Source organism: Snodgrassella alvi (genome assembly GCF_002777425.1).
GTDB classification, from domain to species: Bacteria; Pseudomonadota; Gammaproteobacteria; order Burkholderiales; family Neisseriaceae; genus Snodgrassella; species Snodgrassella alvi_B.
In genome coordinates this window covers 1-13600 of the sequence record NZ_MDVC01000009.1, presented here as the reverse complement: position 1 = coordinate 13600, position 13600 = coordinate 1, and the positions used below count along the sequence as shown (strand labels likewise).

Annotated in this window: 17 protein-coding genes; 10 read left to right on the top strand and 7 right to left on the bottom strand. The window is 44.0% G+C overall.

Going from position 1 to position 13600, the window contains the following annotated elements; translation table 11 throughout:
• Positions 1-262: 262 nt before the first annotated feature.
• Together BGI33_RS14325 and BGI33_RS02610 are read right to left on the bottom strand one after the other, a co-directional pair.
• Positions 263-487 (bottom strand): hypothetical protein, encoded by a 225-nt coding sequence (locus tag BGI33_RS14325; protein WP_257378930.1) that lies wholly within the window; start codon positions 485-487, stop codon positions 263-265.
• A gap of 9 nt (positions 488-496) precedes the next feature.
• The gene (locus BGI33_RS02610; RefSeq protein ID WP_100089835.1) at positions 497-1039 is read right to left on the bottom strand and encodes a hypothetical protein; all 543 of its coding nucleotides are present in this window, start codon (positions 1037-1039) and stop codon (positions 497-499) included.
• Between the two features lie 39 nt (positions 1040-1078).
• On the opposite strand from BGI33_RS02610, the gene BGI33_RS02605 reads away from it, so the two are divergent.
• Positions 1079-1879, top strand: coding sequence for an RHS repeat-associated core domain-containing protein (locus BGI33_RS02605; RefSeq protein WP_100089834.1), 801 nt, complete (start codon positions 1079-1081; stop codon positions 1877-1879).
• 16 nt (positions 1880-1895) lie between these two features.
• Positions 1896-2564, top strand: coding sequence for an SMI1/KNR4 family protein (locus tag BGI33_RS02600; protein ID WP_065583012.1), 669 nt, complete (start codon positions 1896-1898; stop codon positions 2562-2564).
• A 407-nt stretch (positions 2565-2971) separates the two neighbouring features.
• Here BGI33_RS02600 and BGI33_RS14320 read toward each other — a convergent pair whose 3' ends face one another.
• Entirely contained in the window at positions 2972-3178 is a 207-nt protein-coding gene (locus BGI33_RS14320; protein WP_257378929.1) for a hypothetical protein, read from the bottom strand.
• A gap of 39 nt (positions 3179-3217) precedes the next feature.
• Between BGI33_RS14320 and BGI33_RS02590 the strand changes: the two genes are divergently transcribed.
• Positions 3218-3625, top strand: coding sequence for an RHS repeat-associated core domain-containing protein (locus BGI33_RS02590; RefSeq protein ID WP_180296964.1), 408 nt, complete (start codon positions 3218-3220; stop codon positions 3623-3625).
• A gap of 276 nt (positions 3626-3901) precedes the next feature.
• Here the strand turns inward: BGI33_RS02590 and BGI33_RS02585 are convergent, their stop codons facing one another.
• Together BGI33_RS02585 and BGI33_RS02580 are read right to left on the bottom strand one after the other, a co-directional pair.
• On the bottom strand, positions 3902-5527 hold the full coding sequence (locus tag BGI33_RS02585) for an FAD-dependent oxidoreductase (protein WP_100089832.1): 1626 nt from the start codon (positions 5525-5527) through the stop codon (positions 3902-3904).
• A gap of 13 nt (positions 5528-5540) precedes the next feature.
• Positions 5541-7049, bottom strand: coding sequence for a polyamine aminopropyltransferase (locus BGI33_RS02580; protein ID WP_257378928.1), 1509 nt, complete (start codon positions 7047-7049; stop codon positions 5541-5543).
• 249 nt (positions 7050-7298) lie between these two features.
• Between BGI33_RS02580 and BGI33_RS02575 the strand changes: the two genes are divergently transcribed.
• The 6 genes from BGI33_RS02575 (at position 7299) to BGI33_RS02555 (ending at position 11855) form a co-directional block, all read left to right on the top strand.
• Positions 7299-7697 (top strand): DUF350 domain-containing protein, encoded by a 399-nt coding sequence (locus tag BGI33_RS02575; RefSeq protein WP_100089830.1) that lies wholly within the window; start codon positions 7299-7301, stop codon positions 7695-7697.
• A gap of 63 nt (positions 7698-7760) precedes the next feature.
• On the top strand, positions 7761-8771 hold the full coding sequence (locus BGI33_RS02570; protein WP_100089837.1) for an SPFH domain-containing protein: 1011 nt from the start codon (positions 7761-7763) through the stop codon (positions 8769-8771).
• A gap of 8 nt (positions 8772-8779) precedes the next feature.
• Positions 8780-10630: a DUF4178 domain-containing protein gene (locus tag BGI33_RS02565; protein WP_100089829.1), complete on the top strand. Its 1851-nt coding sequence runs from the start codon at positions 8780-8782 to the stop codon at positions 10628-10630.
• Positions 10630-10995: an adenosylmethionine decarboxylase gene (gene speD / locus BGI33_RS02560; protein WP_100089828.1), complete on the top strand. Its 366-nt coding sequence runs from the start codon at positions 10630-10632 to the stop codon at positions 10993-10995. Before BGI33_RS02565 ends, speD begins: the two co-directional genes overlap by 1 nt.
• 365 nt (positions 10996-11360) lie before the next feature.
• Positions 11361-11549, top strand: a complete 189-nt coding sequence (locus tag BGI33_RS12845) for a hypothetical protein (protein ID WP_143557109.1) — start codon at positions 11361-11363, stop codon at positions 11547-11549.
• A gap of 21 nt (positions 11550-11570) precedes the next feature.
• Positions 11571-11855 carry a hypothetical protein gene (locus BGI33_RS02555; RefSeq protein WP_100089827.1) on the top strand — a complete coding sequence of 95 codons (285 nt, stop codon included), beginning with the start codon at positions 11571-11573 and terminating at the stop codon, positions 11853-11855.
• A 95-nt stretch (positions 11856-11950) separates the two neighbouring features.
• Here the strand turns inward: BGI33_RS02555 and BGI33_RS02550 are convergent, their stop codons facing one another.
• Positions 11951-12796, bottom strand: coding sequence for an immunity 22 family protein (locus BGI33_RS02550; protein ID WP_100089826.1), 846 nt, complete (start codon positions 12794-12796; stop codon positions 11951-11953).
• Between the two features lie 112 nt (positions 12797-12908).
• On the opposite strand from BGI33_RS02550, the gene BGI33_RS14315 reads away from it, so the two are divergent.
• Positions 12909-13193: a hypothetical protein gene (locus tag BGI33_RS14315; RefSeq protein WP_257378927.1), complete on the top strand. Its 285-nt coding sequence runs from the start codon at positions 12909-12911 to the stop codon at positions 13191-13193.
• A 59-nt stretch (positions 13194-13252) separates the two neighbouring features.
• Here the strand turns inward: BGI33_RS14315 and BGI33_RS12995 are convergent.
• Positions 13253-13600 (bottom strand): hypothetical protein (locus BGI33_RS12995; protein ID WP_218965106.1); only part of this gene is annotated, 348 nt, incomplete at its 5' end.

The following is a 13600-nucleotide window of genomic DNA, read 5'->3' as shown; positions in this document are numbered from 1 at the left end:
ATTATACTCATATAATAAAAATTAATAAATTAAATATTTTTAACATTAAATAATATTTAATTACCTAAATAAGGTAAATATTTTGATGTAGGTCCTGACTATTTATGCCATTAATATATTAAAAGAATATTTAGTAGGGAAAAATAGGATTGTCCTTTACTTATTATAAATAGACAGGATTATATTGATTGTGTTTTTAAAACAATTAAAGAAAATAGATGGTTAAAAATAATAAACCAATTGTGACAATAAAACCAGTTGTTTAGTCTCTAGTAGGCTTGACTTTAGCTATAATGCCTATAGCCGTGTTATCGGCAAATATACCCCCGACACCACCACCTATCAGTACGACCCACTGGGCAACCGCATTGCCACCACCCTGCCGGACGGGCGCACCATCAACAACCTCTATTACGGTTCCGGCCACCTGCACCAGATAAATATCGATGGCAACATCATCAGCGACATCGAACGCGACAACCTGCACCGCGAAGTATTACGCACCCAGGGACGCCTGAACACCCAGTTCAAATACGACCGCAACAGCCGGCTGCAACGCAAACAGATACAGCGCAATCAGAATCCCATCCTGCCTGATATCCTCATCGAACGCAGCTACCAGTACGACAACCTCGACCGACTGGTAAGCAAAAAACACAGCAAACACGGCCAGACCGATTACCGCTATGATCACACCGGCAGAATCGAAGGCTGCCGTAACCAGAGATACTGGGAAACCCTGCAATACGATGCCGCTGCCAACCTGTTGGACAGCAAATACCGAGAAGACTACAGCAACCACAACCTGATTCGCTGTAACCAGCTCCTGCATTTCAGAGGACACCACTACCGCTACGACGAGCACGGCCGAACCCAAATCAAACAGACCATCGGCGCAACCCAGCACTATCACTACGATGCCGAACACCGCCTGAGCGAAGTACGCATCGAACAGCTCAACAAAACCGAACGATACCGCTACGTCTATGACGCCCTTGGCAGACGTATCGAAAAACATCAGATAGACCGCGAAGGCCAACCCTACAACCGTACCCGCTTCCTGTGGGACGGGTTAAGAATGATTCAGGAAACCGGCTCGAATCATCCTACCAGCCTGTATATCTATACCGACCAGAACAGCTATGAACCACTGGCGCGGATAGACACAGACGGCAACCAAGAACAACATATTCGCTACTTCCATACCGACCTGAATGGCTGCCCGGAAGAGTTAACCGATGCAAACGGCGAATTACTCTGGGAATGTAGCTTTCAGTTATGGGGTAAGCGGATTCATGAAATTGAGCACCAATCAGTAGAGCAAAATCTCAGATATCAGGGACAATATTTAGACAGAGAAACCGGCTTACACTACAATACTTTCAGGTATTATGATCCGAATATAGGACGCTTTACCCAGCCAGACCCGATTGGGCTACTGGGTGGGTTGAATCTATATCAGTATGCGCCTAATGGGTTGACTTGGATTGATCCGTGGGGATGGGTTAAATGTGGAACAGCTAGAAAAAATCGAATGCCTTCAAAAAAGAATAAAAACTTAGATCATTCTAAAACAACATACCATGCAGATGGTTCTGTAACTTTTTATGATCATAAAGGACGTGCTGTAACATATAGTAAAGATGGTGTTGCTGATTTTTCCCCGTATGCTGAACAATATGCAACATCAAATAAATTTAATGGTAATCGAGCACATGATAATAAGATAGCAAATGAACAAATTGGTTATTCTGGTGACAAAGCTCCTCCTGGAAAGGTTTGGCATCATGTCGATAAAGATTATATGATTCTTTTGGATGCGGAGTTGCATAACAACTTTCCTCATACAGGCAGTGCATCCGTTCTTATACATGGGTAATATTTTAGGAGTTAGCATGCTTAAATCAAAATATAATGTTCCAAAAAACATTGATAAACGTATTTCAAAGTTACAGTTAAAAATAGATTCAAACAATTCTTATATTGATTTTTTGAAAAAATATAATGTAGTTGTTTTTGATACTGAAGTTAATTTTGACTACTGTATTGATTGTGATGGAGAATCATTACCATTAGAGGTCATTTTGGGTTTTTCAAAAGAAAATAGAGAAGATTTATTAGCTACTAACGATACATATCTGAATAGAATACCTGAGAATTATTTTGCTGTAGCAACACTTAATTATGGCGATCTACTTTGCTTAAGCCCAAATGGCGAAGTTTATTATTGGGATCATGAAGTTAATGATCTCTATTTTGACATGTCTGTAAAAAATGGTTATCTAGAACAAAATACTAATCTGAAGTTTGTTGCAAATTCGTTTGATGCATTTTTATCAATGATTATTAAAAGTGAAGTTGAAAATGATTATGATCCTGATGAAGATGAATATAACAATCCTAACATTCCTTTTCCTGATGAAACATTATCTTCAATGCTCAAATATTCAAAGGTTTTTTTTACAGCATCAGAAAATAGACTTAAAATTTATTTAAAAAAACTGGAATTATCTGAAAAAGGGCGCGAAGTACTTGCCAAATTTAAAGAAGAAGGTCTTTTGTAGAAATAGCGTCAGTTAAAAATCAAGCAGCATTTTTCAAATAAATATATAATAATTTCAATATAGTATTATTTTGATTAGATGAAGTCTATTAATTATTTTAGATCCTATTAAATTTTATATATTTAATTGCCATAGGTGACAGTTAATTATGTCACCTATTTCTATAGTATATTAATTATTACATATTTCTAGTTTCTAACCAGCATTGTTCATTTTTCTGATGCTTGTTACATTGCTTCATCAGTCGTGAAAGTTTTACATTTTTTATAGTGTAGCATACTACGATCCCCTTGGCCGTACCACCCAGACCCAGTGGCTGCCACACTGGGCTTTACCCACCATCAGCGTCGACCCCGACGGCAGCACATGGCGTTACTACTACGACCAGCGTGGCAACCTGCGCAGCGTTATCGACCCCCTAAAGCAGCGTACCCACTACCAGTACGACAACCTAGACCGATTGGCAAGCAAAAAACACAGCAAACACCTACGACGCCGAACACCGCCTGAGTGAAGTACGCATCGAACAAATAGGCCGCAGCCAGCGTTACGGCTACGTCTACGATGCCCTTGGCCGGCGTATCGAAAAGCATCAGATAGACCGCGAAGGCCAACCCTATAACCGTACCCGCTTCCTGTGGGACGGCTTAAGAATGATTCAGGAAACCGGCCCGAATCACCCTACCAGCCTGTATATCTACACAGACCAGAATAACTACGAACCACTGGCGCGGATAGACACAGACGGCAACCAAGAACAACATATCCGCTACTTCCACACCGACCTGAACGGCTGCCCGGAAGAGCTTACCGATGCAAACGGTGCAATACTATGGGGATGCAGCTTTCAGTTATGGGGAAAGCGGATTCATGAAATCGAACACGAATCAGTAGAGCAAAACCTCAGATATCAGGGACAATATTTAGACAGAGAAACCGGCTTACATTACAATACTTTCAGGTACTATGATCCGGATATAGGACGCTTTACCCAGCCAGACCCGATTGGGTTGCTGGGTGGGTTTAATCTGTATCAGTATGCGCCTAATGGGCTGACTTAGATTGATCTGTGGGGAGTATTTACATTATTATAAGTGCGAATATGCAAATGAGTATGCAGATGTTTGCATTGATTTGTATGTTGATTTTATTTAAATATATCAATTTTTTTATGCAAGAGTTTAAGCGGTATATTTTTGCATATTTAGAGGCGCAAGCAAAAGTCTAAGAAAAACTTATCTTTTTGACAAAAGAATACGCCAGTAAAATTGTTGGCGCGGTGCAAAATGATTAGCAAAAAGGTGCGAAAGTTTTTGCCACCTTACAGGATCAGTTGATTATTGCTGTGCCAGTATCTGTACTGCTGCACGCTTGCCCCAGTAGCAGGCTTCCTCAAAAATCGAATAACCGGATAAATCACTGTGAGCAAACTGTAAACGCCCCGTATAAGAACGCAGTGCCTGTAAGCCCTGATTGGCCAGATAGCCCGGCTGCGGTACCGCCATGGCGTGGCCGCGCAGACTTAAACGTGCCTGTAGTATGCGCCGGCGCAAGGCTACTCCGTAAATCTGTTCCAGCTCCGCTGCGGCACACTGGTAAATCTCCTCGGGAGAGGCAGACAGCATCCAGCGGCGCACATTGGCCGGTGTATCCTGATTCAGTGCCGTATAAGCCGTAAAAGAAGTATAAGCCGGTGGCCCTTGCCGGATTTGCTGATGAGTAGCCACTACATAACCCAGCCCCGCACCCTGATACAGAATATTGTCCCATGCCAGCCTGCTGCCCCTGCTTTCTGGTGGCATTCCGCGTAACAGGAAATTAGCCACAATCCACGGTGCATACTGCGGCATATGGCTTTCGGGCTTAAAACCATACTGTTGAATATTCTTAACCACATGTGCAGCAATATACAGCGGCATGGCACAGATGGCATGGCGCGCTTCAAGCCAGAAATATTTCTGCTGGCCGGTACAGACTAACAGGCGCACACCCTGTGCATGTTCTTCAATCGAAGCCACAAAGGCATTTATACTGTATGGTTGCTTAAATGGCTGGCTGCTTTTCGGCCAGCTCTCCAGTGATTGCAGGCGGCAGAATGCGCGTATTCGTTGCGACAGCTCATGCAAACCATGTGGCCATGTCAGCACTGAGCCATGCTCATTTTGTTCATTACCGCGTGCACAGAAGTAGTGTAAACCTGCCCAGGCACAGATTTGGCTGATACCCTGTCCGTAATCATCACGGCAGCAATAATCCAGATACCATAATAATGTTGGTGAATGATAACCCTGCTGTTGCAGCCAGTGTGCAAATGTTATCTGTCCCAGTTGGCGCCAGTGGCTGTCGGTACTGGACAAATCCAGCGGAATAGTAAACAGGCGTTTGCCATCGGCGCCGCGCTGATTGCTGAGTTGATGGATAAAGCGAAAAAAGCGTTCACTGTCGGCATCACGGCGTGGCAGCAGTTCATTCTGCCAGTGCTGCTGATAAAATAAGCGCTCATTGGGCACTTGCAGCAAGGCACGCTCATCATACAACCCATGCTGGTAAAGCTGTAAATCGCCTAGTAATTCACGAATGTGTTCAGACTCGGGCGAGGGCAGGGGCAGGTAATGAGCGCCGGTTGGATAATCCACGCCAAACTGACTTTCGCCGCGATTATTGCCATTACGTTCCGCACCATCAAGCAGGATATAGTCCTGCATGCCCTTGGATAATTGCCAAGCGGCGGATAAGGCAGCGGCTCCGCTGCCGATAATCACCGTATTGGCGTAGCGTGTGGGGATATTTGCAGGCGGGTGCATTTGTGCATCACGAATAACATGGCCAATCGCCTTGCCCGGAAAATCCACACTAATTGGCGGTCTTCCGGGCACAAAATAACGCCACGCCTCGTAGCTGGTTAATCCCACCATGCTGACACCGAGTGCATGGCCGAGAAAGCGGCGGCGACTGATTTTCATCCTTAATACTCCCTTAGCGCATCACCGCACGCCAGTCTGCTTCAAAGTATTCTACCAGCTTTTGCGTATTCAGATGATTGGCTTCAACCACACGTCGCTGCATGTCTTTCGGAAAGTTAAACATTTCGCGAGTACTGTTAGCATCCAGATACCGGGTTGGTACACGATAATCATTGGGAATCAGAAACTCACCCTCCTGACTGGCCATCACATAGCCCCACTCACCAAAGGAAGGAACATAAACATGATAGGGCAGGGTTTTCAGTCCGGCCGCTTCCAATGTAGTGACAATGCACCAGAAAGCGTTGGGTGCAAAATAGGGTGAAGTGGATTGCACCACAATATTGCCATGTGGATTTAAATGCCTTGCCACCATGCGGTACATCGGTACAGAATACAGCTTACCCAGAGAAAAATTGGCAGGGTCGGGAAAATCGATAATAATTACGTCGAATTTTTGCTGATTATGTTCCAGCCATTGTGCAGCATCGGCATTGATAATGCGCATTTTCGGATGATTGAGTGAATTCTGATTGAGTTCGCGCAGTTGTGCCGACGTGCGGAATACTTTGGTCATGCTGGCATCCAGATCAACCAGCGTAACCTGTTTAACCTGTGAATATTTCAGCACTTCGCGCGCCGCCAGCCCGTCACCGCCGCCCAGTATCAGAATATTAGCAGCCCTTGGGTTCTGCTCCATCGCTGGCAACACCAGTGCCTCGTGATAGCGTGCTTCATCCACGGAAGAAAACTGCAAATTACCATTAATAAACAGTCGGGTATCATTATGCCATTTGGTGATTACCAGCCGCTGATAAGGAGAAGCCGTGCTATACACCACAGGGTCACCGAAATAATGCTCTTCAGCCTTGTTGGTAATCTGATTGGCGTAACAGAAAAAAAGCAGCAGAATAAGCAGTACTATATTGCCACGCAGGCACAAGTGCCGATAATGGTGCAAATCTTTCTTAAATAGGCGCGCAGTTAATAGCGCAACAACTGTATTCAGAATCCCGAACAGTAAAGCACTTCTGGCCATGCCTAGCTTCGGTGCCAGAATCAGCGGAAACAGCAGCGAAACGGCCAGCGCACCCAGATAATCAAAGGTGAGTACCCGGCTAACCACTTCCTTAAACTCAACCTCACGCAAATTGAGCACCCGCATCACCAGCGGCAGTTCCATACCGGTGATGATGCCAATAATCAGCACCAGCCCATACAGTACCGAACGAAACGGAGCAGCGGAAAAACCAAACAGCACAAATAAAAGCAGTGCAGAAATACCGCCGACAATGCCCACCAGAATTTCAATATCAATAAAGCGGCTTAACGCATCCTTGTCATGAATATAACGGGTCAGATGAGCGCCAATACCCATGGCAAACATATACACACCAATGATCGACGAAAACTGAAGTATCGAATCCCCAAGCAGATAGCTGGCCAGTGCCGCCATAATCAACTCATAGGCCAGCCCGCAACTGGCTACCACAAACACCGACACAATTAATGCAGGATTCACAATTTATCCTTTATTGATTTCTAATATTGCAGGTACAGTGATTTGTACCAGTTTCACAAGTAAGCCCTGCCATTACTGTAAAGCAGCCTTGCTAGCCCATAACAATGGCCGGAATCCAAGCTATTCCGGCTACAGAACAATCTGTGCAGATTCAATTGTTAATTTATTACTGGTTAAAGTAAAAACATACTATACAAAACTATTATTATACGGTATGTTTAAGAGCAGAAATAATCAGGAAAATGAAATATGGCAATTACCTTATGGCAGTACTTGCAGTATTTAAAATACTTCGCTGTTGCTCTGCTTTTGCTAATCGGGTTTATTATTGTCTACCTGCGCATCACTCCTGTAGCTGAGCTGAAATTAATTAAACAGGGCAATATAGCCTGTGCTACTTCACTCAGTGGCGCCATGACCGGTTTTTGCATCACCCTGATTTCCAGCATGCTGCAATCAGTAAGCCTGATCAGTTTCATTATCTGGGGCGTGGCAGCCATGATTGTGCAGATTCTGGTGTATTTTATTGCCACTCTGCTTATTCCCAAAGCCAATCAGGAACTGGCAAACAATAATATCGCAGTTGGCATTCTGTTTTTTGGCCTGTCTGTAGCTATTGGTATTCTCAATGCTGCTGCATTAAGTTAATAATCAAATTTTTAAATCTGGATACGAACAATGGTACTGAATTCAATTTTTGGTAGTAATGGTTTGGGTGGCTTCATCAAGAAACAATTTATTGACGTTATCCAGTGGGAAAATCCCGACCCCGAGGTATTAATGTGGCGTTTCCCGTTACAGGATCAGGAAATCCAGAATGGCGCTGCCCTGATAGTACGGGAATCCCAGAATGCCATGTTTGTGGATGAAGGAGCCATTGCTGACCAGTTTGGCACCGGCACGTTTACTCTGAATACCCAGAACCTGCCGTTACTCACCAACCTGAAACACTGGGGTAAATTATTTCAGTCGCCATTCAAATCTGATGTGTACTTTTTCAACATGCGCCAGCAGCTATCCAGACGCTGGGGCACAGCACAGCCGGTTACCATTCGCGACAGTGATTTCGGCGCCGTTTCCGTGCGCTCATTTGGTATGTATTCCTTCCGTATTGCTCAACCGGCGGTGTTTTTTCGCGAAGTAAGCGGCGTATGTGAGGAATATCGCACTGAAACACTGGAAGAGCAGTTACGTAATCTGGCTGTTACCCAGCTGGCCAGCGCTTTTGGTAGTTCTGATATTCCTTTTCTGGATATGGCCGCCAATCAGCTGATGCTGTCACAGCAAATGACTACTCTGCTGCAACCGGCATTTGCCGCCATCGGGCTGGAGCTGGAAAACTTTACCGTAGAAAGTATTACCCTGCCCGAAAGCCTGCAACAGCGTCTGGATGAACGCATGGGTATGGGTATAGTTGGCGATATGGCACGTTATACTCAGTATCAGACTGCACAGGCCATCCCCTTGGCTGCCCAGAATGAGGGCGGTGTTGCCGGTATCGGCGCTGGGCTGGCGGCAGGAATGAATATAGCCAATGTCATGACCTCAGGTATTATCGGTGCCACAGCCACACCGGCTGCACCTGCTGGTGGTGCTGAAACCGCTGCCACAGACCTGACTGCCAAACTGGCACAACTCAAAACCCTGCTGGAGCAAAACCTGATTAGCCAGAATGATTACGATACTGCCAAAGCTGAGATTATCAAAAAAATTACTGGTTAACTGGCTGTATGAACAGTTCTTCCTATCTACTGCATAGTCCCTGTCCCAGTTGCGGGGCTGAAATCGGCATTCATTCAGCTACCGCTGTAACTGCTGTTTGTGGTTATTGTCATTCTGTTTTATTAATTAATCAGAATAAATTGGTTCAGTCTGGCCGCCATTCTGCGGTTTTAAATGATTTGTCGCCACTACAAATCGGTACCTCCGGTGTGTGGCAGGGCAAACCATTTACCCTGATCGGGCGCATGCAGGTTAATTACGATGCCGGTTCGTGGAATGAATGGCATGCGCTGATGCATGATGGTAGCAGTGCGTGGCTTTCCGAAGCCAACGACCGCTTTGTTTTCACCCGTCTGCAACCAGCACTGCCTGATCTTCGTGCCTTGCCTGAATTCAACAGCCTGAAAATTGGTAATACCTTTTTCAAATACAAAGAGCGCCGTTATGCCGTTGCCGATATCCGGAATATCCAGCGTGGCCAGTATGCTGCCGAGGGGGAGTTGCCTATACCCTTACCGCGGTCTGAAACTGCTCGGGTAGCCGATTGCCGCAATGGTGCATCTTTTATCACGCTGGATTATTCAGACGGAGAGGTTCAGCCGCAGGTATTTGCTGGTAAGGGTATAGCACTAAAATCACTGCGTTTGCAAAATATCCGTACACCCGAGCAGATTCGCACCCGTGCGGGTCATGTTAAGGGCAGCGCCAAAAGAGGCAAATGTCCTAATTGCGGTGGCGAAATCCGCTGGGTAAGTGGCGTTGCTGATTATGTTGTGTGCCAGTATTGCCGTAGTCAGCTGGACATGGGTGAAGAAACTGCCCAGCTGCACGCGACTAGTGAAATGCGCCAGCAACAAGAGAGTCAGTTGACCATTAAAATCGGCAGCAGAGCACGGATTGGCAATGAAAGCTGGTGGGTACTGGGCGCGATGGTACTGTATGAAGTACCTGTTAATAAAGTCATGCAGGAAGTACCTTTATATATTCAAGTAGCCGAGCATGAGGAAACTGAAGCAGAAACGCTTGGCTGGACGGAATATCTGCTCTATTCCCCCAAAAAAGGGTTTTTATGGCTGCTGGAGCTGGAAAACAATCAATGGGCACTGGCTTCAACACTTGATGACTGGCCTGCCTTAAACAGACCATTAGAGCCAATTGATTTCAGAAAGGATGAAATTCCTTTTCTTTATGATTATGCTGCTCAGGTTCTTTATGCTGCTGGTGCTTTTTATTGGCAGGTAGCACCGGGCGACAGTATGTATTACGTCGATTATGGCTGTGAACAGCGTAAGTTATCCACAACGCTAACCCGTAACGAACAGTCGTGGTCGGTTGTCAGCAGTATTCCGGCCTCATTGGTAGCCGCATGGTTTCAGGGTAATAAAAATATCAGCATCAAGGCAAAACCACTGCCAGCTGATAAAGCCGTTAAAATCGTCCATGAACATCAAAGACTCAAGGCAAAAGATTTTACTATAGGTAATATCAGAAAATGGCGTTTGCAAGCTTTCATTAAACCCGACATTGATGTTCGTACTGTTGAATTTTGGATGGTTTTATTTATTATTTTGAATTTACCGATATTTATATTTATAGGAGGACTGGATGATAATGAGTTTGGCATCACGTCATTAATATTTCATTTCATCACTTACGGATTGCTTGTAAAAATTCCTTATTGGACATGGGGTATATTTGAATCTACAGATAGTGCCAAAAAATATAACCCTTATTTAGCAGCCCTGATTGTCATCATATTTACTTGGTGCAATTATGCTATCTATATCAGCGATAAAGAAGCTGGTACTTCTACTGATAGCCACTATTATGGTGGCAGTGGCGGTCGGTGGCATAAATAATGCAGCTTAATCAGGCTATAGGACAACATTGTCTACTAGATGTATATCAACTGACCAGTAGCTGGTTGCAGGATGCCATTGCCATTGAAGAAGTATTGGTTCAGGTAGCACAGGTGGCGCAGGCGCATATTTTGGCCAGCCATTTTCATACCTTTGGCGGCTGCGGCGGCGTAACTGGTGTACTGTTACTGGCAGAATCACATATCAGCATTCATACTTGGCCGGAGCATCACTATGCTGCCATTGATATTTTCATGTGCGGGCAGTTGCTGGTTGAAGCAGCAGTTGCTGAATTACAACAACTACTACCAGGTGCACAAATGCAGATTCGCTGGTTAGCACGTGAATATTTGCCAAAAGTATAAAAATATATTTTCCGGCCTGCTACAACATGGGCACTCGGTCAAGCCAGCCATTCTTTCGGAAGATTAAGCAACCCAAATAAAGCCATATCATCAAACTGCAAGTCGCAATATAAATATCCCATACTCAGTACACGAAACAAGTAGAAAATTACACTACCTGTTTCATTGTTTTATACTCAGTTGGCGTTATGTTATTTAATGCTTTATTTATAAGGTCTTTAGGTATTAGTCGTTAGCCATTCTTCTATTTTTAACAGATAACCATAATATCCAGTCAGCTTGTAATATTCCATTTTATCACTTACGCATTGCTTGTAAAAATTCCTTTCCAGATCATTATAGACGTAACGCTGGCTGCGGTCTGTTTGTTCGATGCGTACTTCGCTCAGGTGATGTTCGGCATCGTAGTGATAGTGCTGGGTGGCACCGATGGTCTGTTTGGTTTGGGTTCTGCCGTGCTCGTCGTAGCTGTAGTGGTGTCCTCTGAAATGCAGGAGCTGGTTACAGCGAATCAGGTTGTGGTTGTTGTATTCTTCTCTGTGTTTACTGTCTAGCAGGTTGGCGGCGGCATCGTATTGCAGGGTTTCCCAGTATCTCTGATTACGGCAGCCTTCGATTCTGCCGGTGTGATCATAGCGGTAATCGGTCTGCCTGTGTCGGTCGAGGTTGTCGTACTGGTGGGCGGTGGTGCCGTCAGTGGTGTATTTGCCGATCAGGTGGCCGATGGCATCGCGTTTAAAGCGGTGGGTGATTTCGGCATTGCTGCCGGCGGCAAAGAGGATATCAGGCAGGATGGGATTCTGATTGCGCCGAATCTGTTTGCGTTGCAGTCGGCTGTAATAATTATATTCTTAAAATAGCTTGCGAGATTAATTCAATTAAAAAGCCTGAGCGATAAGACTCAGGCTTGTGTGGTAGATTAGTGTAAAGCTTACCAACTATTTGCGTGTTGATATTAGAATTTAAACACTCCTATGTATTTAAGACCGTTATAGCTGTCTTTATAGGGTTTTTGAAGTTTGAAGTCACTATCATACTTGCTCTCAGCCGTATACCAAATTACGGCATTTGCTTTAGTTATACCCAGTTTGTTACAGGTCTGAACTATCTGGTTCTTGCAGTCCAAGTCAGTGGTAATCAATTGGTCAACAAGGGTTGCAATGTCAACCTCCTCTTTCAGCGGTTCTGGATAGCCGATAAAATCCTCGTCGTACCATTCATTACCTGTATCTTTACAAAAGCCACAAATTTTATATTCAGGACTACCTAATTCTTCAGTAAAATCCAGCTCAAAATATTGGTTGAACTCATCAAGCGGCATATGGTTTGTTCCTATCCACAGGTGGGAATCACTTGTTGGATCAAATGCATTGAATGGATATTTAGTATCTGCGTTAAATTCGCCTATATATTTAAGTCCGTTATAATTTTCTTTATAAGGTTTTTGTACCTCTAAATTTAATGAATAATCGTTATTTACATACCAGAATACCGCATTGGCTGTTGTGATACCTAATTTAATGCATTGTTCACGAATTTTTTTCTTTTCACTTTCATTCACTTCTATTTTATCAATAATCAAATTAATATCTTGAGGCGAAGAAAGTCTATCAGGTACAACAAGCCGATTTGTCATGTAAACAAGTTCGCCTATATCAGCACAGAATAAGCATGACGGTGTAACTAAATCAAAGGGCATATCTTCTATTTCTTCAAAATAGTGTTGATATTCTTCATCTGAAGAAAAATTATTGCCTATCCATAGCTGAATAGCAACTTTATTCAAATCAACTTTACTCATGCTGATTATTCCTTAATTGATTAACATTTAGATTTAAATCTCAATAGAGGCTGTTGATGGTGCGCTCGTCCGGCAGGGTAGTGGCGATACGGTTGCCCAGAGGGTCGTACTGGTGGCTGAGGGTGCCCTGTGCGGTGGTTTCGTTCAGCAGGTTACTCAGTTGGTCGTAGCTGAAAGTGATGATATCGGGTTCAGCTTCAGCAGGCTGGCCGGCTTTTTTGTAGCCGACTTTGATAAGGTTGTCGGCTTGGTCGTACTGGTAAGCGGTGTTGCCGTCGGTGGTGTATTTGCCGATCAGGCGGCCGATGGCATCGCGTTTGAAGCGGTGGGTAATTTCGGCACTGCTGCCGGCGGTAAAGTTGATGCCGCTGACGTTATCGAGTGGTTCATAGTCTAAATTCTATTTGCATTCTTCTCAGATATGTTTGCTCTTTTAATAACCTTACTAAATAAAGACTACAGTATTTTTAATTTTTCAGTTAACTCTTTTATACATGTTCTTGCCAATTTTTTGTATTCTATAGCAATTTCTTCTGAATAATTTGCATCAACCATATTTTCAAACTCATGAAATGTGCCAAAAAAGTCATTCATTTGAATAGCGAATCCGTTATTAACCCAACAAGCAAAAATTGTTTGTGAGCTATCTTCGCACTTTTGCGAATAAGCTATATTTTGTATTTTATCTATATCTAAATACAACTTACCACCAACCGATAAGTTTTCAGGCAATACTTTTATTTTTGTGGATTCTAAATTTAAATTACCTCCAATAGATAAATTTTTAGGTAATACTTCAATTTC

Coding starts and splice junctions, on each gene's coding strand:
- BGI33_RS02605 (WP_100089834.1), top strand. CDS start 1,079: ATGATTCAGGAAACCGGCTCGAATCATCCTACCAGCCTGTATATCTAT.
- BGI33_RS02600 (WP_065583012.1), top strand. CDS start 1,896: ATGCTTAAATCAAAATATAATGTTCCAAAAAACATTGATAAACGTATT.
- BGI33_RS02590 (WP_180296964.1), top strand. CDS start 3,218: ATGATTCAGGAAACCGGCCCGAATCACCCTACCAGCCTGTATATCTAC.
- BGI33_RS02585 (WP_100089832.1), bottom strand. CDS start 5,527: ATGAAAATCAGTCGCCGCCGCTTTCTCGGCCATGCACTCGGTGTCAGC.
- BGI33_RS02575 (WP_100089830.1), top strand. CDS start 7,299: ATGGCAATTACCTTATGGCAGTACTTGCAGTATTTAAAATACTTCGCT.
- BGI33_RS02565 (WP_100089829.1), top strand. CDS start 8,780: ATGAACAGTTCTTCCTATCTACTGCATAGTCCCTGTCCCAGTTGCGGG.
- speD (WP_100089828.1), top strand. CDS start 10,630: ATGCAGCTTAATCAGGCTATAGGACAACATTGTCTACTAGATGTATAT.
- BGI33_RS02550 (WP_100089826.1), bottom strand. CDS start 12,796: ATGAGTAAAGTTGATTTGAATAAAGTTGCTATTCAGCTATGGATAGGC.